General features: G+C 37.5%; 25 protein-coding genes. 15 read left to right on the top strand and 10 right to left on the bottom strand.

All coding sequences use genetic code 11. The features are described from left to right. The first annotated feature begins 41 nt into the window (after positions 1-41). The gene (locus tag I6F42_RS11640; RefSeq protein ID WP_010553530.1) at positions 42-839 is read left to right on the top strand and encodes a response regulator; all 798 of its coding nucleotides are present in this window, start codon (positions 42-44) and stop codon (positions 837-839) included. 64 nt (positions 840-903) lie between these two features. Here I6F42_RS11640 and I6F42_RS11635 read toward each other — a convergent pair whose 3' ends face one another. Continuing rightward, positions 904-2,217, bottom strand: coding sequence for a M20/M25/M40 family metallo-hydrolase (locus tag I6F42_RS11635; protein ID WP_010553531.1), 1,314 nt, complete (start codon positions 2,215-2,217; stop codon positions 904-906). A 409-nt stretch (positions 2,218-2,626) separates the two neighbouring features. On the opposite strand from I6F42_RS11635, the gene I6F42_RS11630 reads away from it, so the two are divergent. From I6F42_RS11630 to I6F42_RS20370, 5 genes are all read left to right on the top strand, one after another. Further along, positions 2,627-3,334, top strand: a complete 708-nt coding sequence (locus I6F42_RS11630; protein ID WP_010553532.1) for an SDR family oxidoreductase — start codon at positions 2,627-2,629, stop codon at positions 3,332-3,334. Positions 3,335-3,901: 567 nt separating this feature from the next. After that, complete coding sequence (locus I6F42_RS11625) at positions 3,902-4,750, top strand: hypothetical protein (RefSeq protein ID WP_197152230.1); 849 nt, start codon at positions 3,902-3,904, stop codon at positions 4,748-4,750. Positions 4,751-5,029: 279 nt separating this feature from the next. Further along, on the top strand, positions 5,030-5,356 hold the full coding sequence (locus tag I6F42_RS11620; RefSeq protein ID WP_010553534.1) for a hypothetical protein: 327 nt from the start codon (positions 5,030-5,032) through the stop codon (positions 5,354-5,356). A gap of 88 nt (positions 5,357-5,444) precedes the next feature. Continuing rightward, a complete protein-coding gene (locus I6F42_RS11615) occupies positions 5,445-5,876 on the top strand; it encodes a hypothetical protein (RefSeq protein ID WP_010553535.1) in 432 nt (143 codons plus the stop codon). Between the two features lie 113 nt (positions 5,877-5,989). Next, positions 5,990-6,424 carry a GNAT family N-acetyltransferase gene (locus tag I6F42_RS20370; protein WP_188160954.1) on the top strand — a complete coding sequence of 145 codons (435 nt, stop codon included), beginning with the start codon at positions 5,990-5,992 and terminating at the stop codon, positions 6,422-6,424. 136 nt (positions 6,425-6,560) lie between these two features. Here I6F42_RS20370 and I6F42_RS11605 read toward each other — a convergent pair whose 3' ends face one another. Then, complete coding sequence (locus tag I6F42_RS11605; protein WP_197152229.1) at positions 6,561-7,241, bottom strand: SDR family oxidoreductase; 681 nt, start codon at positions 7,239-7,241, stop codon at positions 6,561-6,563. Positions 7,242-7,515: 274 nt separating this feature from the next. Between I6F42_RS11605 and I6F42_RS11600 the strand changes: the two genes are divergently transcribed. After that, positions 7,516-8,370 (top strand): mechanosensitive ion channel family protein, encoded by an 855-nt coding sequence (locus tag I6F42_RS11600; RefSeq protein ID WP_010553540.1) that lies wholly within the window; start codon positions 7,516-7,518, stop codon positions 8,368-8,370. A 99-nt stretch (positions 8,371-8,469) separates the two neighbouring features. On the opposite strand, the gene astB is transcribed toward I6F42_RS11600, so the two are convergent. From astB to I6F42_RS11585, 3 genes are all read right to left on the bottom strand, one after another. After that, complete coding sequence (gene astB / locus I6F42_RS11595; protein ID WP_039486553.1) at positions 8,470-9,816, bottom strand: N-succinylarginine dihydrolase; 1,347 nt, start codon at positions 9,814-9,816, stop codon at positions 8,470-8,472. A 636-nt stretch (positions 9,817-10,452) separates the two neighbouring features. Then, positions 10,453-11,559 (bottom strand): L-dopachrome tautomerase-related protein, encoded by a 1,107-nt coding sequence (locus I6F42_RS11590; protein ID WP_197152228.1) that lies wholly within the window; start codon positions 11,557-11,559, stop codon positions 10,453-10,455. 45 nt (positions 11,560-11,604) lie between these two features. Continuing rightward, entirely contained in the window at positions 11,605-12,039 is a 435-nt protein-coding gene (locus I6F42_RS11585; protein ID WP_197152227.1) for a MarR family winged helix-turn-helix transcriptional regulator, read from the bottom strand. A 123-nt stretch (positions 12,040-12,162) separates the two neighbouring features. Here I6F42_RS11585 and I6F42_RS11580 point away from each other — a divergent pair, with 123 nt between their 5' ends. The 5 genes from I6F42_RS11580 (at position 12,163) to I6F42_RS11560 (ending at position 17,613) form a co-directional block, all read left to right on the top strand. Beyond that, positions 12,163-12,591 (top strand): organic hydroperoxide resistance protein, encoded by a 429-nt coding sequence (locus tag I6F42_RS11580; protein WP_197152226.1) that lies wholly within the window; start codon positions 12,163-12,165, stop codon positions 12,589-12,591. Between the two features lie 164 nt (positions 12,592-12,755). Beyond that, the gene (locus I6F42_RS11575; protein ID WP_197152225.1) at positions 12,756-13,112 is read left to right on the top strand and encodes a metalloregulator ArsR/SmtB family transcription factor; all 357 of its coding nucleotides are present in this window, start codon (positions 12,756-12,758) and stop codon (positions 13,110-13,112) included. 20 nt (positions 13,113-13,132) lie between these two features. Further along, on the top strand, positions 13,133-14,143 hold the full coding sequence (locus I6F42_RS11570) for an ArsJ-associated glyceraldehyde-3-phosphate dehydrogenase (protein ID WP_197152224.1): 1,011 nt from the start codon (positions 13,133-13,135) through the stop codon (positions 14,141-14,143). 24 nt (positions 14,144-14,167) lie between these two features. After that, positions 14,168-15,385 carry an organoarsenical effux MFS transporter ArsJ gene (gene arsJ, locus I6F42_RS11565; protein ID WP_197152223.1) on the top strand — a complete coding sequence of 406 codons (1,218 nt, stop codon included), beginning with the start codon at positions 14,168-14,170 and terminating at the stop codon, positions 15,383-15,385. A 107-nt stretch (positions 15,386-15,492) separates the two neighbouring features. Continuing rightward, positions 15,493-17,613 carry a methyl-accepting chemotaxis protein gene (locus I6F42_RS11560; RefSeq protein ID WP_197152222.1) on the top strand — a complete coding sequence of 707 codons (2,121 nt, stop codon included), beginning with the start codon at positions 15,493-15,495 and terminating at the stop codon, positions 17,611-17,613. Between the two features lie 103 nt (positions 17,614-17,716). On the opposite strand, the gene I6F42_RS11555 is transcribed toward I6F42_RS11560, so the two are convergent. Further along, the gene (locus I6F42_RS11555; protein ID WP_010553549.1) at positions 17,717-18,304 is read right to left on the bottom strand and encodes a TetR/AcrR family transcriptional regulator; all 588 of its coding nucleotides are present in this window, start codon (positions 18,302-18,304) and stop codon (positions 17,717-17,719) included. Positions 18,305-18,416: 112 nt separating this feature from the next. Here I6F42_RS11555 and I6F42_RS11550 point away from each other — a divergent pair, with 112 nt between their 5' ends. Further along, positions 18,417-18,959 carry a carboxymuconolactone decarboxylase family protein gene (locus I6F42_RS11550; protein ID WP_007586212.1) on the top strand — a complete coding sequence of 181 codons (543 nt, stop codon included), beginning with the start codon at positions 18,417-18,419 and terminating at the stop codon, positions 18,957-18,959. A 62-nt stretch (positions 18,960-19,021) separates the two neighbouring features. On the opposite strand, the gene I6F42_RS11545 is transcribed toward I6F42_RS11550, so the two are convergent. After that, complete coding sequence (locus I6F42_RS11545) at positions 19,022-19,552, bottom strand: hypothetical protein (protein WP_197152221.1); 531 nt, start codon at positions 19,550-19,552, stop codon at positions 19,022-19,024. A gap of 51 nt (positions 19,553-19,603) precedes the next feature. On the opposite strand from I6F42_RS11545, the gene I6F42_RS11540 reads away from it, so the two are divergent. Together I6F42_RS11540 and I6F42_RS11535 are read left to right on the top strand one after the other, a co-directional pair. Then, positions 19,604-19,987 (top strand): DUF1294 domain-containing protein, encoded by a 384-nt coding sequence (locus I6F42_RS11540; RefSeq protein WP_165735547.1) that lies wholly within the window; start codon positions 19,604-19,606, stop codon positions 19,985-19,987. 25 nt (positions 19,988-20,012) lie between these two features. Further along, on the top strand, positions 20,013-20,531 hold the full coding sequence (locus I6F42_RS11535; RefSeq protein WP_231616350.1) for a transthyretin-like family protein: 519 nt from the start codon (positions 20,013-20,015) through the stop codon (positions 20,529-20,531). A 213-nt stretch (positions 20,532-20,744) separates the two neighbouring features. On the opposite strand, the gene I6F42_RS11530 is transcribed toward I6F42_RS11535, so the two are convergent. The 3 genes from I6F42_RS11530 to I6F42_RS11520 all read right to left on the bottom strand — a co-directional run bounded on the left by I6F42_RS11530 (position 20,745) and on the right by I6F42_RS11520 (position 24,274). Beyond that, entirely contained in the window at positions 20,745-21,830 is a 1,086-nt protein-coding gene (locus I6F42_RS11530; RefSeq protein ID WP_197152219.1) for a rhomboid family intramembrane serine protease, read from the bottom strand. Beyond that, the gene (locus I6F42_RS11525) at positions 21,820-22,461 is read right to left on the bottom strand and encodes a hypothetical protein (RefSeq protein WP_010553555.1); all 642 of its coding nucleotides are present in this window, start codon (positions 22,459-22,461) and stop codon (positions 21,820-21,822) included. The genes I6F42_RS11530 and I6F42_RS11525 overlap by 11 nt, the downstream gene beginning before the upstream one ends. Positions 22,462-22,654: 193 nt before the next feature. Beyond that, a complete protein-coding gene (locus tag I6F42_RS11520) occupies positions 22,655-24,274 on the bottom strand; it encodes a methyl-accepting chemotaxis protein (RefSeq protein WP_010553556.1) in 1,620 nt (539 codons plus the stop codon). Positions 24,275-25,181: the final 907 nt, after the last annotated feature.

Genomic DNA, 25,181 nt, shown 5'->3' with positions numbered 1-25,181 from the left:
GTTATTATTATCCTGATTATAATAATACTAAAGAGATCTGAATGAGCGACTTAACTGCAATAGCAAACTTGTCCATTTTACTTGTAGAGCCTTCAGAGGTTCAGCAAAAAATAATAATAAAATCGCTTTTAGAAAGTGGTGTAAAACAAGTTGAAACTGCATCTACACAAACACAAGCGCTTAGCTTATTAGCAAGTTATCACCCTGATCTAGTTATAAGCTCTATGTATTTATCTGACGGGACAGCCGACTCACTATTGCAAGAAATAAGATCAAACCTTATCACCGAGCATCAACCTTTTATGCTTATATCGAGCGAGCGTAATAAAAAATACCTTGAGCAATTACGCCAATCAGGTGTGCTGGCTATTTTGCCTAAGCCTTTTAGCGCAAAAGCCATTACCCGGGCACTCAAAGCAACCCTCGATATTATAAGCGAAGAAGAAGTCGAACTTGATCATTTTGACGTAACGTTGCTGCGAGTTTTAGTGGTAGACGACAGCCGCTTTGCGCGTAAACACATAATACGCGTACTTGCGGGTATGGGAATACCTGCACCAATAGAAGCTGAAAACGGTAAAGAAGCTATTGAGCACTTAAATAACCAATCGTTTGACTTAATTGTAACCGACTACAATATGCCAGAAATGGACGGACGAGAACTAACAGAAGCCGTTAGAAGCTCAAATAGTTACTCACATATTCCTATTTTAATGGTGAGCTCAGAGGCAAACGAAACGCACCTAGCAAATATAGCTCAAGCGGGAGTTGATGCTATTTGTGATAAACCGTTTGAACCGGCCACAGTGCGAGAATTATTGTTTAAAATAATGTCTTAAAAGTAAGTACAAGCGTAGGACGGTGATTATTTGGCCTACGCTCATCTTTAAAATACATTTACTATTACAGTTTTCCTAATCTATAAATGAGTAATGCAGTTTTTTTAATGTTTTTATCAAGGCTGGTTAAATCGGCTGTTTCGTTTTTAGTATGCGCGCCGTTGCCCATCAAGCCTAAACCATCAAGTGCCATATCAACATGGTTTGCGGCAAACGAAATATCAGCAGCACCTGCATTGCGAGGGTTGGCGGCTACTACTTTGTTGAAGCCTAAATCGTGGCTTGCGTCGCTGTATAATTCTAATAGCTTTTTATTGCCATCAGTTAATGCCATTGGCGGGTAACCGTCTTCAAAAATAAGCTCTGCTTTACTGCCATTTAAACTGTTGCTAGCAATGAGTTGCATTGACCTTTTTGCGTTTTCGAATTGCTTTGGCGAAAGTGCGCGTAAATCACCTGCTACATGCACGGTTTGTGCTATTACATTACTTTTACCAAACGTCGTTGCTGACGAATTAGCACTGTCGTAGTCGGCATTTGTACCACCTACAATAAGCCCTGGGTTAAATGTTAAATTAGGTTGCGTGGCAAGTTGCTCTCTAAAATCATTTAAAATGCGTGATGCTTCGTAAATAGCGCCATAACCAACGCTTTCGCTAAATATTTGTGACGAATGCGCTGCATTTGCCGCTACGTTTAGCGTCCAGCCGGTATAGCCACGGCGCGCCGCCATAGCTGTTTTTATATTGTTATCGCCATTTTCATAACCAAGCGCTACGTCAGCCCAAATTGCTGCATCAACAATAGCTTGTTTAGATAAGCTAAGTGGGCGACCGCTGCTTTCTTCATCGCCAGTCAATAATACTTTTATGCTTACATTTTCGAGTAAATTAAGGGCTTGTAAGCTTTTAAGTGCGGTAATTATTATCGTGTTACCGCCTTTCATATCGGCAACGCCTGGGCCACTGGCTGTATCGGCATCAAGTTGTTTGTAGGTAGTAAAGTTATCGTTTTTGGCAAATACCGTATCTAGATGGCCGATCATCAGTATTTTTATTGCATCGGGGTTTTTACTTTCATGTGTTGCCAGTACATGCCCTGCGCGGTTAAACGCACTGCCATCCAGCCATTCTACTTTAAAACCAATGGCCTTAAGTTGCTCGCTTGTAAGCGCACCTACTTTTTTTACACCTTCAATATTGAGCGAACCGCTATTAATATTTACGGCTTGCTCTATTTCTTTAAGTGCTTGGGGAATGTTTTTATCGACCTGTTTTACTATTTCACGCTCATTTTTATCAAGCGCAGCATGGCTTGTAAGCGGTAAGGTACTCGCAAGGGTAAAAATAAGTGCATGGCTAAATTTTAAAAATGACATAACAGCATAATAAGTGAGAAATAAGAGTATTTAATATGAAGTAAAAATACAGAGGATTCAATAGGAGTAGATTGTGATTTTTAACTGATTTTATAAGTAATAACGAGTTACAAGTATAAGGGTTATAGGGTGAACGCGTTATTGGTTTAAACACAGGTATTTAAATATAACCACTTAACTATAACCACTTAACTAATAATCAAGCTGTGCAACTAAACAGCAATTTGCCTGATATTACTGACCTCCATCATTTGGGGTTTTTGCTGCATTTAGAAAAGTTGAGACTGAACTAACTGTTTACAAATACTTATTTTATAGCTAGGGTAAAACCATTGTAATATAAGGATATTTATCGTTTTTTAGGTGACAAATGTCGTAGACTAAATTGTAAGATTTATAGGTATAAACAATGAGTAACTTAGTTGTATTAATAACGGGTGCTAATAGGGGAATCGGTTTCGAATTAGCCAAACAATACCTTATAAATGGATGGACAGTAATTGCTACCTGTAGAAATCTAGAAACGGCGGTTGGTCTAGTTTCATTGAAAGATAAGTTTCCAAATAAATTGTCTATTGAACTAATGGATATCACTTGCCCTGAAAAAATTAAGACGTTGGCAAGTAAACTTAATGAGGAAAATATTAAATTAGATTTAATAGTAAATAATGCGGGATATTTGGATCGAGAAAACACAAGTATCCATACTATTAATTACGCTAATGCTGAAATGTGTTTTAAGGTGAATTCACTTGGACCACTATATTTAACTCATTGCTTTTTACCTTTAATAAATAAAAAACGCTTATGTAAGATAGCCGTTATTTCTTCTGCTATGGGATCTTTGTCGCTAGAACAAAGTGTGGATTGGTATGGTTATCGAATGTCTAAAGCCGCTGCCAATATGCTAGTAGTGAACTTATCACAAGAACTTGTTAATGATAATGTGGCTGTGGTAGCTGTTCACCCCGGTTGGGTTCAAACCGATATGGGTGGCTCTACAGCAAGTGAAAATGTTGTAGACTCGGCTCTTGGGATTATGAACGTTATTCTGAATTTATCTATTGATAATACGGGAAAGCTTTATAGTTTTAATGGTGATGAGTTACCGTTCTAATAAATATAACAACACGCTATGAGGTGGATAACTAGTAAAATCAGCTATTAATTGCAAATTTTAAAACTGCTGAGCCTCTTCGTTTTAAGGCTATTAAATACGTCAATTCATCGTAGGGTGTTAACGCGGTTTAAGATCCATAACCCATTCATGCAACACTCTAGGTATGTAAGTGAGAAATAAGAGTATTTAATATGGAGTAAAAATACACAGGATTCAATAAAAGTGGATTGTGATTTTTAACTACTTTTATAAGTAATAACGAGTTACAAGTTTAAGGGTTATGGGGTGTACGCGTTATTGGTTTAAACACAGATATTTAAAATATAACCTTTTAACTAATAATCAAGCTGTATAACTAAACAACGATTTGTCTGATATTACTGATCTCCACCATTTTGGGGTTTTGCTACATTTAGAAAAGGTAAGGCGAATCTAACTAACTGTTTACAGTTGTTTATTTTATAGCTAGGATAAAGTCATTGTAATATAAAGACATTTGTCGGTTTGTAAAACGACAAATGTCGTAGACTAAATTGTTATGTGACTTAATCGGAGTTCAGAGACTTGCTTGATATTCCTAAACGTATAGAAGTAATTCAATCTCTATTACGAGAAAATACAAAAGAAAGTTTAACTTACGCTGCTCTTGAAGGAAGGTTAACAATTGAGTATTTATGCTATGAACGCTTTAAGCTTTCGTATTCATACCTTTCTATTGAAGATCTTAAAAACTGGCAACCAAAACATGTTGTACAACAGGTGTCCGAAGAGATTAATGAAAGTATTAACAAAGGCTTTACGTTATCTATATCAACTGAACCGCTAAGTGGAAAATCACCTATTAATAAAGAAGAATACGAATCAATTAACTACACTCCAATTGGTAGCCAATCTGCAATAAATTTGAATAAGTTACACAGTTTTTGGCACGGGCTTTCAAATGTAGCCCTTCACATACCTGTCCCGACTATTGACTCAGGTGATATCAGTATTTACGGAGACAAGGATAAAATAAGAAAGAAAATAACAGATTTTCTTTCTTATTTGTCAGAATTAAAAGATGGAAATTTACTAATGGGTGGTTCATTAGGAAAAGAGTTTTCTTTCAACTGTTGCGCTTGCGAAACTTTAATTAAAAAACCAGTTAAGCTGCTAACGTCTCAAGTCGTTGCAAACTGCATTAACCCAAAGTGTAATGAAAGTTATCTTATTGAACCTGAAAAAAACAATGATCATGAAATCACACGACGCATTATTAAGTTTTCATGCCTAGATTGTAAAAAGGATCTAGACATACCTTTAAACGTATTTAAAGATCTTAAATTTGAGCAACAATTGAATATATGTTGTGGGGAATGTCAATCATCTCAAACAGTGATTATGAGACCTTTAGTTAAAGGTGGTTCAGGTTAACAGTCACATAACAAGAGTTTTCAAGTCGGACAAATTACAGTTGGCTTTTTGTTCGTGCCTCACTTATTTTAGCCAACAGCTATTTGCCGCTTAAAACGGCGTTGAGGCTGTAGAATTACTCTTTTTTAAGAAAAACAACTTGTTTTATGGGTTCCAAACGCACTACCTAATGCTATAAAAGCGCTTAGAGTTAATTACAGGAACTCGTTTTTTAATTGAATTTGGCTGTTGGAGTTATTCTACAGTCTCGTTATGTGTTTCAGGAGTATGGTGATTTCAATGGATAATGATGACGTAAAAATGGTAGAGGCGAAGATAGAATTAGAACGTATTTCTGACCTTCAAAAGTATAAAGAAGAATTTGATAAGCTTGGTTCAAATGATTGGAGACTTAAAGATTTTCTCTCTATTATTGCGCCATTTGGCTTACTACTGATTGCAAATAGTTTCTTCACAATTGAAGCTGAGTTATTTCAAATAATGTGTGTTATTTTCTTTGCTTCGTCTTTTGTACAAGGCATGGTTACGGCTGAAAGTAAAAAGACAAATCGCAGAATGGATTTGCTGCTGAAAATCCTCAAACAAGATCAGAGTAAAAACACATAACAAGTGACTATGGTGTCAATTCCTAATTTCAAACATTATAGCCAACTTTAATTTTCCGCTTATATAAGCGTTAGCTTTCGAGGCGACCATGGATGATGAATTAGATTTCGGCAGATGGGAATCAGCAGTTGGAAAGTTAGTAATGTCTTTATCTCGTATTGAGGGTGAATTACTTCTTAAGTACGAGCAAAAGCTTTCAAGAACTAAATATTTCAAAGCAGAGTTTAAAGAACGTCTAAACAAAGTCGAAGAGTTATACAACAGCGAATGTGGTGAAAACCAATATGCTTCGGGTTTGTTTGAGCAAATCAGATTAGATACTAAGTTTAGAAATTTAGTCGCTCACAATCCAATATTCGCCGATATGTCGGGTGAATATTTAGTTTTTAAAATTACCGCGGCTAACAATAAAAGTATTAATCTTAATCTGGCTGAGCTTGAAGAAAAGTCTCAACGTATATTTAATACTTGCATTGATTTTTCCTATTTAATAAGAGTCTGGGCTAAAAACGAAAGCTAACATGCAAATTAATCAGGACAAATAACAGTTGGTTTTTGCTCCTGCGTCGCTTATTTTAACCAACTTATATTTGCACATTATTTGGGCGTTAGCTTTACAACGAGGATGTAAGCGTGATTCAACAAGATAATTTAATTGAGTTTTATAAGTCGCATTCAGATTTTGCCGAGTATACATATGATTGTGATGCAACAGAATTTATCGATAATGAAACAGATATAGATTGGAAAACTGATAAGGCAACTCGCACTTATAAGTTTAAAAGTTTTTATCTAAATTATAATAATTTCTCGTATTATCCTTCCTACCCTTATCAGGTCTTATCAATCTCTGATAAATCATACTTAATGTATGAAGTTGAGGAAGAGGAAGGTATTTTTATTTGGGTTTGCTATACCGAGCCTAAATATAGAAATAATGGTTACATGTCCAAATTGTTAAAGCATTTGACAGATATATACCCTGATATGAAAATAACTATCCATACTTTTAATCAAAGTTTACGTAATTCTAGTAGTAAAGTAGGTATAGAGTTGTTTCCAGGGTAAAGCTAACAAGCCTTTAAACACCCATTGCCTTCGCCCTATTTTACTTGCGAACATCTACCTATATTTAACGCAAGCAACCATCAGGTTTGACACCATTAGCATTAAACCTGACAGTCAAACTCTACCAATTAACGTTTTAATTAGTCGGCATTAAATAAATTTCGCGTACGCTGTTGCGCTGGTTTGCTTCAATAGCAAACAGTACGGCGTCGGCTACATCTTGCGGGTCGAGTTTGTCGGGTTTAGCTTCATCAAAAAACGGGGTGTTTACCATCCCTGGTGCTATGGTTGTGCAGCGGCCGCTCCACTCGCTCATTTCCTCAGCTAAGTTTTGTCCAAAGCCATAAGCAAACCATTTAGTTGCACCGTAAATAGAGCCGCCAATTGGCTTACGGCCAGCGGCAGAGCTGGTTAATATAAAGTGACCTTTGTTTTGGCGTAAATGCGGCAGTGTTAGTTTAGCAGTCCACAGTAGGGCTTTAATGTTTATATCGATCATGGTTGACCACTCATCGGGGTCACCTTTTTCGGTGCCTGCGGTTGAAACACCCATACCCGCGTTAGCAAAGGCTACATCTAATCGGCCAAACTTTTCAATGCCTTTGGTAACTACGTTTTCAAGCGCGGTAAAGTCGGTTGCATCTGCGGCTACGCTCAGTGCGTTATCTGATCCTAGCTCGGCAACAAGTTGGTTAAGTTGCTCTTCTCTACGGGCGGTTAATATAACTTTATGACCGTTGTTTACTAAGGTTTTTGCCGTTGCTTCACCAATGCCACTAGAAGCGCCGGTTATGAGTACTATTTTTTCTTTTGCCATAGGTAACCTCTTTAATGAACGTTAAAAACTTAAAATCACCATAACAATAAACGATTAACCTACATTGAATAGCCGCTATAAATTAGCGATAAATAGCTGTGTTTTGTACTTTAATCATCATGTTTTTTAAGCCGTTATTAAAATTGAAATAAGTGATTAAAAAAGATAGGTTTAAATTTTTTATTCTATATACTCGCGCCACTTCTTTTGAAGTCGGTTTTATTAGATTTAACCATTATTTTGCTGAGTTTCAGCCACATTTATCGGAACAAACATGAAAGATAAACTCTTAGCGTTTTGGCAAAGCCATTCAGAAACAATCATCACTTTAGGTTACAAGGTGATTTTAGCGTTGGTGATTTTAGTTGCGAGTGCCTTAATTGCACGCTCGGTTAAAAAAGCGATTAAAAACTCTAAATCCCCGTTAAAAAGAGTGGATAGTACGCTGCTTCCTCTTTTATCGAGTATTGCTGGTTATTTAGTTTATATAATTGGGGGTCTATTTATTTTAGATATTTTTGGCGTAAACACGGCCAGTTTAATTGCGCTAATGGGTGCTGCTGGTTTAGCGATTGGTTTAGCCCTTAAAAATACGCTGAGCAATATTGCTGCGGGTATTATGCTGCTAATACTCAGACCTTTTAAAATAGGCGACTTTGTTGATGCCAGTGGCACGCTTGGTACTGTGAATGAAATAAACCTGTTTACCACTATTTTTAAAACCACCGACGGTCTTTATATAGCATCGCCTAACGGCAAAGTATGGGGTGGCAATATTAAAAACTTTACCCGTAATGGCAAAAGACGAATGGATATAGTGGTGGGTATTTCGTATGCCGACTCTATTGACGTTGGCTTAAATGTACTTAAAGAATTAGCCGCATCAGAGAGCCGATTACTCGCAGAGCCTGCACCTAAAGTAATGGTGACATCAATAGGCGAAAGCGCAGTAAACATTCAGTTACGTGCGTGGGCTGTTAATGGTGATTATTGGCAAACCGTGTGGGATTTAAATAAGCGTGTTAAAGAAGCTATTGAAGGCGCTGGGCTGAGTATTCCATTTCCGCAGCGTACGCTGCATATATCTGAGTCTATGGCGTCGGCAATAACTGTTAACAAAGATGCTTAAATATGTATTAACATAAACATAAGCACAAATAAAAATAGCGAGCCTTGGCTCGCTATTTTTATATTAGCCGTAGTATTAGCCTTTGTGTTAACTGAGGTATTAACCTTCTAGTTGAAAGTCGTACACTGAGCCTAAATTAAGTAGTTGTGTGAGCTCATCAAGTGCTTGGTAGCTTTCGGTGAGTAGGGCTGAGTCTGCAAAGTCACTTGCGCCTAATTTGTCGCGGTAGTTACGTTTTGCCCAGTCACACAGTTGTGTGTATTTAGTATCAGTTAAAATAACCTCTGGGTTTACTGCAGCAAGTTCTTGCTCGTTAAGGGCTACACGTAAACGCAAACAAGCAGGGCCGCCGCCATTTTGCATACTTTGGCGTAAATCAAAAAACTGTACTTGGTTTACGGGGTTATCAGCCATAATCATTTCTTCAATGTAGGCGTTAACCGCGACGTTGCGTTTACATTCTTGTGGTGCAACTAACAGCATTGAACCATCTTCAAGGCTCACAAGCTGGCTATTAAATAAGTAACTACTTACAGCGTCGGTAATGCTTACTTTATCGGTAGGTACTTCAATAATGTAAAATTCTTTATTGCCCACATACGCTTCGCGAATATCTTGAAGTGCCAAAGCTTGGTTTAAAAATGCTTGCTGGTGGCACAGTAATACGTTGGCGTTACCTACTGCAATTACATCGTTATGAAAAACGCCTTGGTCTATTACGTCTGGATTTTGCTGTAGTAAAATTTGGCTTGAATCTTTTAAGTTATGTAAACGGCAAATTGCTTCTGAGGCTTCGAGTGTTTGCCTTGCAGGAAATTTAGCTGGTTTTGGTAATTGGCTGTTAAACGCGCTGGCACCAAATACAAACATTTCAAGGCCTTGCTCGCCGTGGCTGTCACAAAAACGAGTATGGTTTGCTGCACCTTCGTCGCCAAAAAAGCCTTGGTCTGGTAAATGGGTATGGTGCGCAAAGTATTTGTCGTTGTTAAACATCGCTTTTAATAAGCGTGTAGTGGTTGCAGGCTCTAATGAACGATGAAACTTATTATTTAAATTAGCTGAAGTAAAATGTACTTTGCCATCGGTTGTATCTGGAGATGGCGATACCGTAGCGGCATTGGCTGTCCACATTGCTGATGCTGAATAACACGCGCGTAATAAAATAGGATCTGCTTTAAATGCTTTATGAATTACTTGTGCATCGTTACCGGTAAAGCCTAAGCGGCGCAGTACGTTTAAGTCGGGGCGCGCATGAGGGGCAAATACACCTTGAGTTAGGCCTTTGTCGTGCATGGCTTTCATTTTTTCAAGGCCTTGAAGCACTGCCTCTTGAGGATTTGAAAAGCTTGCTGCGTTATTTAACGAGGCAACATTACCATACGATAAACCAGCGTAGTTGTGAGTAGGGCCAACTAAGCCATCAAAATTAACTTCCAAAGCGTGCATACACGTTCCAACTAAAAATTTTCAATAGGGTGCAACAATACAACGCAATAGGGTTGCTTGCAAAGTTATAAACGCAGTGTTTTTACTAATTTTTTGATGTTTTTATATGTGTGATTTTTTGCAGGGAGCTTCGTTTTTATATTAGGTGGCTAATAAGTAATTAAATAAGGTTTATTCATAAATTTCATAGTGTGCAAAAGCTTAGCCTAAAGTAGGTTTATACATTTAAGCTTTATGCCAAGCCTTTACACAATACGATGCTACTTAACATAGGCGCGTTCTTTATCAGCGGTAGTGTGGGTATTTGTTGGATCATTAACTTGCCAAACGCTAATGTCTAAACGCCATAAAAGGTAAAGGGTATGGTATAAATTGAACATAGTTTTTCCTTGGTATTTTCACTGAACACATCAGTTTATAGGAAGAAGTATGCCAACATTAACTTGAATATTTTATGAATAGAAATCAGGTGTTTAGTATTTAAGTGTAAATACATACTTAAGGATTAGCACCAAAGAGGTGAAGTATTACTAAAAGATGCACCAGTATGGTGTGTTTTTAACAAAAAGCCCTGCAACTATTAGGTCACTTAAATGTGCAAGGCTTTTTTAAAAATGTACTCACTTAAAAAGTAAATTAACGGCCTACTTTTCCTTTGACTAAAGGCTCGAACGACATTACTTTAAACTTACCGTGGCTTTGATTTTTGCCATTATTAAGTACAGGCGAATTATGTAAATCGTCAACGGTAAAGTATATTTTATGATCGGCTCCGTAGCTAAAACCATCAGGCCAGCTAAGACGTTCGTCTTTAAATAATACTTCGTAGTCGCCAGTGGGTTTAACTACGCCAATTGCGCCATTGGTTATGTCGGTTACATATACGTTACCGCCGCCATCAACAATAATACCGTCTGAAATTGGTTTAGTGCCGTAACGCGTAACTTTGTCTTCAAGTGCTTTAGCCCAAAGGCTCTCGTTATTTATATCGCTGGTGGCAATGCGGTAAACCGACGTGCCCGACATAGATCCAAAGTAAAGCCAGTCTTCGTTAGGGTCAAGCGTAATAGGGTTTACACCTAAACGGGCAGGTTGTCCGCCAAGGCTCATTGTGCGCCCATCAATAACCATATCTATATTTTCGGCTGTGGTGTAATGGCTATCTTGTAATACTCTGCGTGCGACACCTGTTTTAAGGTTAACCGTAATAATAGCGGCTTGGCTGCCTTGGGCTGTGTCGGCAATGTATACAACGCCATGCTTATTATCGATGACTAAATCGTTTAAAAACGAGGTGTCGGTAATAGTAGGTTTAGCCAGATAAATAATTTTATGCAGTTGCTCTTTGTTTGTATCCCAGCCTACTAAGCGCCCAGCGTGATCGGGCCCTGAAGTGTCGAGCATCCATAACACACCATCACTTGATACGTTTATGCCAAGTACATCGTAAAAACCTTTACCGTTATTGTACGCGTATGCCCATTCTTCATTAGGGTAGGGCTTAGTTGTACCATCGCTTAAAAGCTCCATAATTTTTTGCTTTTGGCCAAAAAAGCCATGCACAGATAAAAACTTTCTGCCCGATGGGGTAATAGCAATGTTGCCCGGTGGGTGCTGCGCATCAAAAGTGGCTACTGTTTTTAAATCAGCATTTTGGTTAGCAGTATTAGCAGATACGGCGTTGCTACCTAAAAGTGCCGTGCTACACGCCGCAGCTAATAGTAATTTTTTAATATGAGTCATTTTTAAAACCTTTTAAAACACGTTTATTGTTTAAAAATTAAGAGCCTAATCGGCTAAGTCGTTTACTACTAAATCGAGCAGTTGCATCAACTGCTTCGCTTGTGTTGCATCTACACTATCAAATTTACATAAAATATTTTTAGGAATATCGGCTGCTTTTAACTTAATTGATTGACCATGTTGGGTGAGTTGGACCAAGCGTTTGCGTTTGTCGTGCTCATCTTTAATAACAGCAAGTAATGATTTCTCGGTCATTTTTTTGAGTATTTGGGTCATTGCACCGCCATCTATTGCGGTTTTATCTATTAGCTCTGCAATTGTTATTTCGTCTTGCTCCCACAGGGCCATCATTACGACGTATTGTGGGTAAGTTAAATTTAGCGCGTTTAAAGGCTTGCGATACGCACGCGCAATGCTGTTAGATGCCATGTATAAACGATGGCATAACTGATTTTTTAACTTTAATTGCTCAAACGACATAACGTTACCCTTTATTTCGATACATGCTATTTTAATTTGCATGCAAAGTATTTGCAATCTCTAATTACTTGTTCTATTATTTTGCATGCAAACTAAATTAATTACTAAACTTAGGAGTTCATTATGAATGTATTACAAAACGTAGCTTACACAGCAAAAGCAACTGCAACTGGCGGCCGCGAAGGCGTAGCTAAATCTGATGATGGTCGTTTAGATGTAAAACTATCAACACCTAAAGGTTTGGGCGGCGATGACGGACAAGGCACTAACCCAGAGCAATTATTTGCAGCAGGTTATGCAGCGTGTTTTATTGGCGCACTTAAGTTTGTTGCAGGTAGTGAAAAAATAGATTTACCAAGCGACACGCATATCAACTCACAAGTGTCTATTGGCGCGATTGAAGGCGGTTTTGGTATTTCTGTAAAACTAGCTGTATCACTAGGTGATATGGATAAAGCTGCAGCGCAGGAGCTTGTAGATAAAGCGCACCAAGTATGTCCGTATTCAAACGCAACACGTGGCAACATTGAAGTAGAGCTTTCAGTTATTTAATAACTAAATAAAAAAGTTATAAAAGCACACACCGACAATTAGTCGTTGTGTGCTTTTTTGCGTTTTAAAGTAAAATTGCTTTAATATGTAAAAATTCATATATTCACTATTTCATATATTGCATTTTTGTTTTATTGTATGTGCACTAACACAGCGAGGACAATATGGAACAATTCAACCCACTTCAATTTTATAAATGCCTAGCGGACGATACGCGTTTAAAAGCAATGCTGCTAATTAGCCATCAAGAAGAGCTATGTGTATGCGAACTGGTTTCTGCACTTGAGTTAAGCCAACCTAAAGTGTCTCGCCATTTAGCGCAGTTAAGACAATGCGGATTGCTGAGCGACCGTAAACAAAACCAATGGGTTTATTACAGTATTAATAAAGCCCTGCCAGAGTGGGCTAAAAATGTATTAACGCAAACGCTTACTGCTAATCCTTCATTTTATGAAAACGATTTAACGCGCTTAAATGTTATGGGTAACCGCCCTGAACGTATTACTAACTGCTGTAACTAACTTATTAAAGGTATTTAATTATGACTATTAAAATAGGTATTAACGGTTTTGGTCGTATGGGGCGTTTAACACTGCGTGCAGCAGTTGATTGGCCAGAAATAGAGTTTATTAAAGTAAATGATGTAGCGGGCGATGCCAAAACCCACGCCCATTTAATTGAGTTTGACTCGGTACACGGGCGCTTAGCGCAACAGGTTTCTAGTGACGATAATAGTTTTTGTGTAGGTAGGCACACGATTGCGGTAACCAATAATAAAACCATAAATGAAACGGATTGGTCAGATTGCGATGTCGTAATAGAGGCCAGCGGTAAAATGAAAACCACCGAGCTGTTAAATCAATACTTAGCGCAAGGTGTTAAGCGCGTTGTAGTAACGGCTCCTGTAAAAGAAGACGGTATTTTAAATATAGTAATGGGTGTAAACGATGATCTATATAACCCAAGTGAGCATAAAATTGTTACTGCCGCTTCTTGCACAACTAACTGTTTAGCGCCAATAGTAAAAGTACTGCAAGAAAAAGTAGGTATTAAGCACGGCTCAATGACCACTATTCACGACATTACTAATACCCAAACTATTATTGATGCCCCTCATAAAGATTTACGCCGTGCGCGTTCGTGTGGTACTAGTTTAATTCCTACTACAACCGGTAGTGCAACGGCTATTACGCATATTTTCCCTGAGCTCAAAGGTAAATTGAACGGCCATGCTGTGCGTGTACCTCTTACTAATGCATCTATTACTGATTGTGTTTTTGAGCTAGAGCGAGGTGTTACACAAGATGAGGTAAACGCTTGGTTTAAAAACGCTGCAAATAACGAGCTAAAAGACATTTTAGGTTACGAAGAAAGGCCGCTTGTATCCATAGATTACAAAACAGATCCACGCAGCTGCACCATAGATGCGCTTTCAACAATGGTAATTAACAACACTCAACTTAAATTATACGCTTGGTACGATAACGAGTGGGGTTATGCAAACCGTACCGCTGAACTAATGCTTAAAGTTGCACAAAGTGATGTGGTTTAATCTCGTTTAAAAAGGTTTAACGTTATGTTTGCGCAATTGGCTAAATTACCGAGTTCTATAAAACAATATTTAATAATTACCGGTAATTACTGGGCATTTACTTTAACTGATGGTGCACTGCGCATGCTGGTGGTGCTGTATTTTCATCAGTTGGGTTATGGCGCATTTGCAATAGCCATGTTGTTTTTGTTTTATGAAATATTTGGGGTGATCACTAATTTAGTAGGTGGTTGGCTTGGAGCGCATTTAGGGTTGAACAAAACCATGAATGTAGGGCTTGGGCTACAACTTGTAGCTTTAGCCATGCTTTGCGTGCCTGGAGATTGGTTAACCGTTGCTTATGTTATGGCAGCGCAAGCATTGAGTGGCATAGCTAAAGACTTAAATAAAATGAGCGCAAAAAGCGCCATTAAGTATTTAGTGCCACAAGGCGATGCTGGGCAAAGCCAATTATATAAATGGGTTGCCATACTTACAGGCTCTAAAAATGCGTTAAAAGGAGTAGGCTTTTTTTTAGGCGGCTTATTACTTACCGTATTTGGTTTTGTGGGGGCATTAATAAGCCTAATTGCTTTACTCAGTGTTGCATGGGCTATTAGCTTAGTGTTTCTAGAAGGCGATATTGGTAAAGCTAAAAATAAACCTAAGTTTAAAGAATTATTTTCTAAATCGCGGGCAATCAACTTACTTAGTGCAGCGCGTTTATGCTTATTTGCGGCGCGCGATGTATGGTTTGTGGTTGCATTGCCGGTTTACTTAGCCGCTCAGTTTAACTGGGATCACTGGTGGGTAAGCGGCTTTATGGCTTTGTGGGTAATTGCTTATGGATTGGTGCAGTCGCAAGCACCGCGTATAACAGGGCAAAGTGATTCAAACTCACATTCAGTCAAAAAAGCATATTGGTGGGTTGCTCTATTAAGTGGCGTAACTGGCATTTTAGCGTTGTTGATGCAATTTGATGTAGCGGTACATTTTACGCTTGTAATCGGCTTACTTATTTTTGGTGGTGTATTTGCTGTAAATTCATCGCTGCATAGTTACTTAATAGTAAGTTTTGCTAAAAACGATGGGGTATCACTCGACGTTGGCTTTTACTACATGGCTAACGCGATAGGGCGTTTGCTTGGTACGGTGCTTTCTGGCTGGGTTTTTCAAGTATATGGGCTTAGTGCGTGTTTATGGGTAAGTGTATGTTTATTAATTGCAGCCTCAATTACAACGGCACGTTTAGCTAAACTTTAAAAAACTCAACGTATTGTATTAAATTCAATTTGTTTAACGATATTCATAGCTTCATTGATTAGATCTACTAAACTGTATCAGTAGTTTTAATTTAAAGGGTGTGATGAATGCGAGAAATATCGCTAGCAAAAAAATTACTGTGGCTTACTGTCGGAAGTATATTTATTACCGTATTGGTGCTTTCGAGCATTTTATGGTGGCAGTTATCTGCAAGTAATGAAGAGCTTGCAAGCAAGTCAGAAAATTATATTGTTGCTGAAGTAGAAGAGAAGTTAAATGCGAATGCCGCAATATATGGTGAAAAAATAGCGGGCTTTATTAACGAAGCTTATCGAGTACCATACTCTTTAGCCGCTTTATTAGGTGATACCGCAAAAAGCGAAACCCTTAGCCGCGATACGGTAGTAAGTATAAATCGCTCTATTTTAGAACAAAACACATTACTCTCATCTATCTACTCTCAGTTTGAACCAAACGCGTTTGACGGGCAAGATTCGAGCTTTAACAAGGGCTATAAACACTCTGTTGATGGCGATGGTACCTTAGAAGTTTATATAACACGTGATCCAAGTGGGGCTATTGAGCAGCAAAAAGTAGCTAATGCTGCCGATAAATATATAACCTCTTTAAACGAATTTGGTATTCGCGAAGCGCATTGGTACTTATGTGCAAAAGACACGCTTAAGCCTTGTATTATGGAACCGTACTTATACGAAATTCCATCAGGCGATTCAGTAATGCTAACTTCGTTAACCGTGCCTATTTTAAAATCGGGTCAGTTTATTGGTTTAGCGGGTGTTGATTTAACGCTACCTACTTTTCAAATAATGACTGAGGAGCTTTCTAAGCAGCTTTATAATGGCCAAGCCAAAGTAACCGTGCTTAGCGATATTGGGTTAGTTGTAGGGAGCAGCCATTATAAATCTAAATTAGGACGCCCATTTAAAGAAGCCGTGAGTTCTGACTTGTTTAAAGAGCTTGAAAAATTTAAGGGCCAAAAAGGCATATTTAAAACATCGTCTGAGTACTTAGTTAATTACCCTATAAATATAAAGCTAGCTAACACAGACTGGTCTTTAATTATTGAAGTACCAAGTAACTTAGCTTTAGCTGGCCCTAATGCTTTATCGCAAGATATGACTGACACAGCAAACGACTTAGGCGCAATGATTTTAATTACAGGTGCTGTAATTGCAGTAATCGCGTTTATCATTATGAAAATTGTTATTGGTAGCGTGGTTGCACCGCTTCAGCAAATTCAACAACGTGTAGATAACCTTGCAAGCTCAGAAGGCGATTTAACGCATACACTCCATGTTGAAACCCACGCAGAGCTCATTGCTTTAGCGGGAGGCTTTAATGCCTTTTTATCAAAGTTACGTATTTTAATTACAGAACTTAAAGATGTGTCTGATCAAACTAAGCAACAAGGTGAAATAGCGCAGCATATAGCTATTGATACAAAGCATAATGTGCAATCGCAATTTCACGAAATTGAAAGTGTGGTAACGGCTATGAACGAAATGAGCGCAACAGCACTCGAAGTCGCCAGAGCATCAGAGCAATCAGCCCAGCAAGCCGATGAAATAAATAGTTTGGTAGTAAGCAGTGAGTCGAGCTTATCGTCAGCGATGACACAAGTTAAAACGATGTCTGAAGAAATTAAAGAAGCTAACCAAGCAGTTGAAAAAGTTGCTTCGCGTAGTAAAGACATTACGCAAATATTAGATGTAATTCGTACTATTTCAGAACAAACAAACTTACTTGCACTTAACGCAGCCATTGAAGCTGCGCGCGCTGGTGAGCATGGGCGAGGCTTTGCCGTTGTTGCTGATGAAGTACGTGCACTTGCTTCTAAAACGCGTTCATCAACAGATGACATAAGCCAGTTAATTGATAGTTTATTATCTGAAGTAGGTAACGCATCTACCGTTATTGAAAAAGGCGTAGTACGTGCACAAAATGCCGTTGATGAAACATCTGTAGCTTTTGATGCTCTGCACAGTGTTGTAGTTAAAGTTGATGAAATAACCAATCAAATTACACATATTGCCACCGCTGCCGAAGAGCAAAGCTTAGTGACTGAAGAAATAAACCGTAATTTAACGCTTATATCTGATGCCGCATCGCAACTTGCTGACTTATCTACACAAGCAGGGGATAGCAGCGAAGCGCTTAATGCACTTGTTGCCCAGCAAGATAATGAGCTAAATAAACTTAAAACGTAACTTATAAATTAAGTTTTAAGCACAAAAAAATGGCCAGTTAATACTGGCCATTTTTATTTAGTAAAATAAGTATAACTTGTTGAGAATGCGCGATAACTGCTATTTATAACTTTTTAATCAACATAAACATTTGGTTGATCATTGGCTCAGCAAATTGCTCTACATTAGGACGATTAAAATAACCGCGTAAACCTGTAAATTGCACCTGAAAAAAGCGCGCATATTCAACAGCGGTCAACGTATTACTTAACTCACCTTTGTTTATTGCTTGTGTAAACAACTGCGTTAAATAAGCTTCAAATTGAGCTGTTAAATCTAAGCTTAACTCGTATAGGTTTGAGTCTTTTTCTGCAAACTCGCTGTTTGCTTTAACCAGCATACAAATAGCGCTTGGGCTGCAATCTTTTGTTTTAATTACCACGTTTTCAACAAACGCACGTAATCCACCAAGTACTGTATCGGCACTTGATAAAAACCCCTCTATTTGGGTTTTCATTTGTACTGTGTAATCTTTCAGCGATTCGCAGTATAGACCTTCTTTAGAGCCAAACGCAGAGTAAATACTACCGGGGCGCATATTAACGGCTTCTTGTAAGTCACGCGTTGAGGTTGCATGAAAACCTTTTTGCCAAAATAGCTGGCTAGCAACGCGAACTACATTATCGCGTTCAAATTTAACCTTATTAGCCATATCATTCTCAATCAATTTGAACATTTGCTCAATTTTAACTTGAACAGTCGCTCAAAATCAAATACTATGTGTCTCGAAGTTACTTAAAACTATTAATTATTAGGAGCTAACCATGGCCGAATTTACTTTATACACTCAAGAAAACGCACCAGAAGAAGCAAAACCGTTACTAGCTGATTCAGTAGCAGCATTTGGTATGCTTCCTAACTTACATGCAGTAATGGCTGAAGCACCAACATTACTTAAAGGTTACCAAGTACTGCATGAGCTTTTTCAAAAAACATCATTCAATGCAGAAGAACTAACAGTAGTATGGCAATCAATTAACGTTGAGCACGCATGTCATTACTGTGTTCCTGCACACAGTGGTATTGCAGCGGCAATGAAAGTTGACCAAGGTGTTGTTGATGCACTTGTAAACAAAACACCACTTGAAAACCCTAAGCTAGAAACTCTTCGTGAAACTACACTTGCAATGACACGTGAACGTGGCGTGATCAGCGATGAGCAAATCGAAAAATTCTTTGCAGCAGGTTACGGCAAGCAACAATTACTTGAAATTATTGTAGGCTTGTCTCAAAAAGTAATGAGCAACTACACTAATCACCTTGCTGATACACCAGTAGACGCTGCATTTAAAAAATACGTAAAATAAATACGGTTTTATAAATGACAAAAGGCAGCCTAGGCTGCCTTTTTTGTGTTTATAAATCGCGGCTATTTAAATTTTACCGTTTTTGTACTGCGTGTATAAATACGTTGTTCGGGCTTTGTCCACTCACCTTTTTTTAAATAAGAGGTCGATACAAGAAACTTATCGTCTTTTAGTTCACTCATCGATTTAACCTTTGTAATACCATCTTGGCTACCAGTTACATTTTCATAGGCTACAAATTGAGTAGGGCTGAGTACTTTCATAGTGCCTTTTGTGTAAAATCCAGCGGTAGTGAAATAGTAAAATACCAAAGACTCTTTTGTACTGTCGTAAAAAATCATCGACTCGCCGCCATACTCACCTTCATTAATAGAGTGCTTGGTATGTATCGCTTTACCGTTTAAAGCACGCTCCCAACGGCCAACATCTTGTGTTTTTTTAGCACCTTCAGGTACTTCAAAGTCAGCCTGCCAAGTACCTAAATAGGGCTTAAATACGGCAAGTTCTTTATCAAGGTTGGTGGATGTATCGGATGCATAGCTACTAAATGTTAATAAGCATAAGACTAAGAATATCGCTTTAAAATATGTCATAATTTGGCTCTTGTTTTTGTAATACCAATGCCAAGTATAGGTGATAATTAATTGATAAAGAAAATATTAATCACGTTCTCATTGCTTTATTTAGCTGCCATTTGGTTAGCTTACCCGCTGCAATACTTACCTGTTTATATACCAATATATGTACCTGGTTATATAAGTGTATTAAGTGCTATAACTTTTTTAATGTACGCATGGGATAAGCGACAAGCTAAGCGTTCTTCACATACAAAAGTAAACCGCACGCCAGAGCGTACATTGCAACTACTTGCATTATTTGGAGGATGGCCGGGAGCATTACTTGCTCAACAATTACTTCGTCATAAATCGCAAAAGCGACGTTTTATTATTGTGTTGTGGTTATGTATTTTAATTAATGTAGGATGCAGTATTGTCGCTATTTATTTTCCAGATTTATTGTTAGGTTAAAGTATAAATAGGAAAAGGACTTTTTATGACCAATACAAGATCGGCTGGCGTGACTTTAACGCTTATTTTATTTTTATTAATACCAATGCAAGGATGTGCAGACATGTTTGGGTTCTTTAATAAACAAGACGTTACGTTGTCGTTGCCTGTAAAAGGCAGACTATTAAATAATGGTGAACCCCAACAGGGCGTTAAAGTAACAAGAGAGCTGATTTACGGTGATACTTATATTGATGAAGCCATAAGTGATAACAATGGTTACTTTTATTTCGATAATAAAACAATACGCAGTTCAAAACCTTCAAGCATGTTTTTTAATAGCTCTTTGCTACAGAGTATTTATATTGAAAACAAAAAAGATGAAGATTCAATCTTGTGGTATACCACAATACAGTTCACCGAAGAGCAAGCACTGCTGTCTGATATATTAAATAACTTTGAATGCGAACTTAGTGAAGAGGCTAGAACGTACGATATACCGATAAAAAATACGGGTCAATTTTATACAGTTTATACGCGTTGTAATACCAATTCGCTTAATTAAGTGGTCTATTTTAAGGGCGGAAAAACGTGTTGATAGCTAGGCAAAAAATTCGCTATTTAGTTGTTCTAAATGAGAGTTTTTTAACGCAGGTAGCGACACGTTTAGCCCCGCAAAATGATTAAGTATTATTGCGGATTGGTATAAGTTATAGAAATTAGTGAGAAGTTTGATAAAGCCACTAATGTTCATCTATTAGTGGCTTTAATATGACGATTAACGTTTTAACTGTGCTTCTTTTTGGTTTAGTAAACGAATTATAGGGTTTTGCTCTAATATTTTACTTTTCAAAATATAACCAATAATTAGTCCAGCTATAAAGCCACCAATATGCGCACCATAATCAATGCCATCAGGGCCTGTTACTGCACCAAAAATGTTAAATCCTAACCAAATAGCAAAAAACCATACCGCAGAAAGTTTCTTCTGATAAATTACAAACATAAAAGTAAGGCTTGCGTGTCTAAACCATATTAAGTACATGCCAAATAAACCGGCTATGGCGCCACTTGCACCCACGCCTGGTATATTCGACATTGGACTTACAATGTAGCTTGCAAACGAAGCGAGTAGTCCACAGGCTAAATACCATAACAAAAAGCGTTTATGGCCTAAAACATCTTCTAGGTTATCGCCAACTATATATAAAAAGTACATATTGCCGAATAAATGCATTATAGAGCCATGTAAAAATACGCAAGTTAATACAGTCCATAGCTCATTACCTTTGCTTAAATCTGCAGGTGTCATAGCAAAGTTATCAATAACATAGCTAAATGAGCTTGGATTTAAAAAATAAAGTGCAAAAATCAATGTATTTAAAACAATAAGGCCGCGAGTAACCCAAGGGGTTTTTTGTGGTTTAATATTATATTCAACAGGCATTTGCGTTAAAAATTGGAACAGGTAGGTTTTCCAGCTTACTTTTTGATTTAGCTCGCCTAAACTCGCTTTTATTTCAGGGCTTTTTTCTACACTTTCAAGCTCATCTTTATCAATCCATGTGCCATCGCAGTGTCTACAAACATCAATTTCGGTATGAAAAGCTTCAAGTAAATGAAAACGTTCTAAACTTTTTTTACAATCAGGACAGTCAAGCTCAGAAATTCCTAATGGTTCACCAAAGTGAGTTTCAAATTTATCTCCTTCAGGACCGTCATTTATCTCTGAAATCATCCTGTTTACTTCATTTTTTTCGAACCATAAACCGCCACACTCACGGCAAATATCTATTTCTTCACCTTGATAATTGGTTGCTTCTAATGGATGGTCTTTACAATGAGGGCAGTTCTTAGTTAGCATTTTCAAGTTCCTTTAACGAACCAACAGAAATGTCATTCTGCTGTAATTCCATTTTTAATTGTTTAGCGCTATTTTTTAATGCTGGTAGTGTTTGAGTTTTAATTAAGTCTGTTATTTTTGTTAATTCGATAGAGGCTTGCTTAGCAGACATTTTGCGATTTATTGCGGCATTAATGATAAAATCGGCTCGAGAATAAAACCGACGTATTCTAGTTAAAAACTCACTCGGTGTTTCAAGCGTAGTAGGAGAAAATTGCATGGTTTTCCATATGTACTGCTCAAGTGTTGGTTTAAAAAACTCCATCTCTGATGTTGGAGGGCTCTTCGCTAAGCGTTCTGCATACTCAGCTACCGTGTTTGCATTATCATTAACTTCGTCATAAAGTGATGTACGTAAATAGTAATTATCTTCCATTTTACTAAATGAATCAAACTTAAGCGCTTGTTCTAAACCGCTTTGAGCCGCCAGAAAAACACCAAATACAGTAGAAATAACCATAAAAAATTGATTTAACCAAAAACCAGTGCTTTTTAGTTCTTTATGATCGACCGTTTTAAGGACTTGAGTGAATTTTTGAGTAACTATAGGTGGCTTTGTATTGTTTTCTGGGGTGTGATTAGTTGGTTCCAATAGCTTATTCCTTAAATTTTTGCTTCCTTTTTAGGCACGCAAGAATACTTAAAAATTAGCCAGTTAGCAATACCGCTTCTTATATTGAAGATGTTTTCACATATATACCAGCATATACAAATAGCCATCCGGTAGGTTTTTACTTAGCTTAAATACCTAATAAAGCGAGTATTTAAGCTAAGGCCGAACTATTTTAAACTTTAAATTGTTTGATTAAGTCATCTAGCGAGTCGGCTAAACGAGAAAGTTCATGGCTCGACATATTAGTTTGTGTAGCGCCAGAGGCTACTTCGGCAGCAACGTCGCGTATTACTAGCAAGTTTTTATCAATTTCACGAGATACATTTGCTTGTTCGTGAGCAGAAGATGCAATTGTCGCATTTTGACTGTTTATATGTGCAACAGCAGTTGTTATCTCTATTAAAGCTTTGCCTGCTAACTGTGATATATCTAAGCTTTTTTGTGCTTTGTCATGGCTGCTTTGTACTGAAATTACTGTGTTTTTAGTTCCACTTTGAACTGACTGAATCATTAGCTCTATTTCTTTTGTTGATTCACTTGTTCTATGGGCTAATGCACGAACACCATCCGCTACAACAGCAAAGCCTCGGCCATAACTACCTGCTCTTGCTGCTTCAATAGCGGCATTGACTGCCAGTAGATTCGTTTGATCGGTTACATCTCTGATCACATCAAGCACAGATCCTATTTTATTGACCTCTGTGGCTAAGTTTTTGATACCGTCTTGAGTTTTATCTATTTCACTAAGAAGAGCGGTAATAGTAGTTACTGTATCTTCTACTTGTTTTAAGCCAGCTAGCGCTTGTTCATTTGCTGAGTCTGACTCACGAGAGGTGTCGGCTGAGCTTTGCGCAACATGTTCAGCTGAAACTGTTAACTCGGTAACTGCGGAAATAGCTTGCTCTAACTGCTCATTTTGCGAAATGATACCTTGCGTTGATTGCTCAGTAACAACACTTAGCTCTTCTGATGTAGAGACTAAGTTATGAGATGAGTCTTGAATTTTATTAATGGTATTTCTGAGCGTTTGTTGCATCTGACTCAGTGCTATAATCATGCTTGTGGTTTCATCATTCCCTTCATCGCTAATTGGTTGGGTTAAATCGCCTCGAGCTATGGACTGCGCTAAATGTAAAACGTTGCGCATAGGCTTTATAATACTTCTGGTAAACGACCAAGCAAAAAACCAAACTAAAATAATGGCGACAATTAATGTGATCCAAGCAAAAAAAACGGATTGGTCAAAAACGTGCTGTGCTTTAATTTTACCATCACGAATATTTGCTTGCTGACTTTCTACAATACTATTAATGGCTTGCGTTACGCCATCACGAACCTCCTTCATCTCATTCTCTTGAAGGCTTTGAACGCCTTGTAAGTTATTTTCAGTTAATAATTTAATTTGCTGATTTTGTAGAGATAAAAATTTATAAATATCAGATTCAATCACTTCTAATTGGTGTTTTTCATTTTTAGTATTAAGCAGTGGTGTCATTTTTTTTATATTATCGAGTAACGTGCGTTTTGTATTATCGAAAATTTGTTTGTATGAAAATTGATTCGCTTCAGTTGCATTAATTACATTGCTATTTTGCAACCTTAAATTATAAAAGTCAGAAAGGATAATAAGAGAGGTTTCAAGTGCTGGCACGTTAGTTTCTGCAATAGTATTAATCTCGGAATTTAATAGGTTAAGTCTAAATATTGAAACTAAGCCAACAATAATAACTAATAACCCTATAAAGCTAAAGGCGAGCGCCGAGCGCAGTCGGATTGATATTTTTCTAAGCATGTATAAAACCCAAATAAAAGTGAATAATTTCGAAATATAGAATTATAGATAGGGATATATTAAATATTCATTAATATAAAAGGCGTTTCTATTATTTAAGTTTTATTATAAATTGTTTTCTATTTATAGAAATAGAGTTTTTTCTTAAAACTCTAAGTATCTGTTATTTAAATTTATTTATCATAATTTTTGGAGGTAAGTTGTTTTTTTACTATTTTTTATTATCTTTTTTAAAAATTAACTCCTGCACAAAAGAGGATTAAATGTATTAGTTAAAGTAATAGTTACATATGTAGTTTTGGGAGCTACAAAAAACCATTAAATAGATACACTTTTAGTCTAGAGCGTGTTGAACTTTGCGGGCTGAAATTCGTTCAATCTAGAGGGATTTAATTGCGGCGCAAGATTTTTAACCTAGTGGGCTCGGTTACTTTACTGGCTTACATTCCTGTAAGAATAAGTAAACCGGGGCAAAGCTTCCGCGACCTGCACTCGTTTAAATCCATGTAGGCAACAAAGAGTCAATAGTCCCTAGCAAGAACCCAAAGGGCAGCGCATTTTTGTCATTTATCCTGCGTTATCGCCTATTTATTGTGAGCACCAAACTCTATAGGCTCTGTCTTGCCTAAATATCAAATAGTCTGCTGTAAATTTAACCACCAAAGGTTAACGCGCCTTAGTTAAAGTTATTTCATGATCTAAGTATTTGGCTGGGGTGGTAAACTGTGATGTTATAAAAAGATATTTTAATTAGCTTTTTTCACTTAGGTTTTGCTACAAAATACTGTTGTAGCTCAATTCTTTTACTAGCAGAGCCTTAAGCTTTTAAACATAGCATAGGTCATAGTTTGTAGTATTAAAAATTTACCTGCGGCGAATACTATAAGAGCGGCTATAGCTTGGTTTA

It is taken from the genome of Pseudoalteromonas sp. SWYJZ12, assembly GCF_015864395.1.
GTDB lineage: Bacteria > Pseudomonadota > Gammaproteobacteria > Enterobacterales > Alteromonadaceae > Pseudoalteromonas > Pseudoalteromonas arctica.
This window is presented reverse-complemented; position numbering and strand designations above follow the sequence as displayed.

Bases quoted from the DNA above. Each gene is read 5' to 3' on its own strand.
- I6F42_RS11520 (WP_010553556.1), bottom strand. From the start codon at position 24,274: ATGCTTAGAAAAATATCAATCCGACTGCGCTCGGCGCTCGCCTTTAGC.
- I6F42_RS11630 (WP_010553532.1), top strand. From the start codon at position 2,627: ATGAGTAACTTAGTTGTATTAATAACGGGTGCTAATAGGGGAATCGGT.
- I6F42_RS11600 (WP_010553540.1), top strand. From the start codon at position 7,516: ATGAAAGATAAACTCTTAGCGTTTTGGCAAAGCCATTCAGAAACAATC.
- I6F42_RS11620 (WP_010553534.1), top strand. From the start codon at position 5,030: ATGGATAATGATGACGTAAAAATGGTAGAGGCGAAGATAGAATTAGAA.
- I6F42_RS11585 (WP_197152227.1), bottom strand. From the start codon at position 12,039: ATGTCGTTTGAGCAATTAAAGTTAAAAAATCAGTTATGCCATCGTTTA.
- I6F42_RS11545 (WP_197152221.1), bottom strand. From the start codon at position 19,552: ATGACATATTTTAAAGCGATATTCTTAGTCTTATGCTTATTAACATTT.
- I6F42_RS11580 (WP_197152226.1), top strand. From the start codon at position 12,163: ATGAATGTATTACAAAACGTAGCTTACACAGCAAAAGCAACTGCAACT.
- I6F42_RS11635 (WP_010553531.1), bottom strand. From the start codon at position 2,217: ATGTCATTTTTAAAATTTAGCCATGCACTTATTTTTACCCTTGCGAGT.
- I6F42_RS11555 (WP_010553549.1), bottom strand. From the start codon at position 18,304: ATGGCTAATAAGGTTAAATTTGAACGCGATAATGTAGTTCGCGTTGCT.
- I6F42_RS11640 (WP_010553530.1), top strand. From the start codon at position 42: ATGAGCGACTTAACTGCAATAGCAAACTTGTCCATTTTACTTGTAGAG.
- I6F42_RS11550 (WP_007586212.1), top strand. From the start codon at position 18,417: ATGGCCGAATTTACTTTATACACTCAAGAAAACGCACCAGAAGAAGCA.
- I6F42_RS11560 (WP_197152222.1), top strand. From the start codon at position 15,493: ATGCGAGAAATATCGCTAGCAAAAAAATTACTGTGGCTTACTGTCGGA.
- I6F42_RS11615 (WP_010553535.1), top strand. From the start codon at position 5,445: ATGGATGATGAATTAGATTTCGGCAGATGGGAATCAGCAGTTGGAAAG.
- I6F42_RS11575 (WP_197152225.1), top strand. From the start codon at position 12,756: ATGGAACAATTCAACCCACTTCAATTTTATAAATGCCTAGCGGACGAT.
- arsJ (WP_197152223.1), top strand. From the start codon at position 14,168: ATGTTTGCGCAATTGGCTAAATTACCGAGTTCTATAAAACAATATTTA.
- I6F42_RS11535 (WP_231616350.1), top strand. From the start codon at position 20,013: ATGACCAATACAAGATCGGCTGGCGTGACTTTAACGCTTATTTTATTT.
- I6F42_RS11530 (WP_197152219.1), bottom strand. From the start codon at position 21,830: ATGCTAACTAAGAACTGCCCTCATTGTAAAGACCATCCATTAGAAGCA.
- I6F42_RS11605 (WP_197152229.1), bottom strand. From the start codon at position 7,241: ATGGCAAAAGAAAAAATAGTACTCATAACCGGCGCTTCTAGTGGCATT.
- I6F42_RS11590 (WP_197152228.1), bottom strand. From the start codon at position 11,559: ATGACTCATATTAAAAAATTACTATTAGCTGCGGCGTGTAGCACGGCA.
- I6F42_RS11570 (WP_197152224.1), top strand. From the start codon at position 13,133: ATGACTATTAAAATAGGTATTAACGGTTTTGGTCGTATGGGGCGTTTA.
- astB (WP_039486553.1), bottom strand. From the start codon at position 9,816: ATGCACGCTTTGGAAGTTAATTTTGATGGCTTAGTTGGCCCTACTCAC.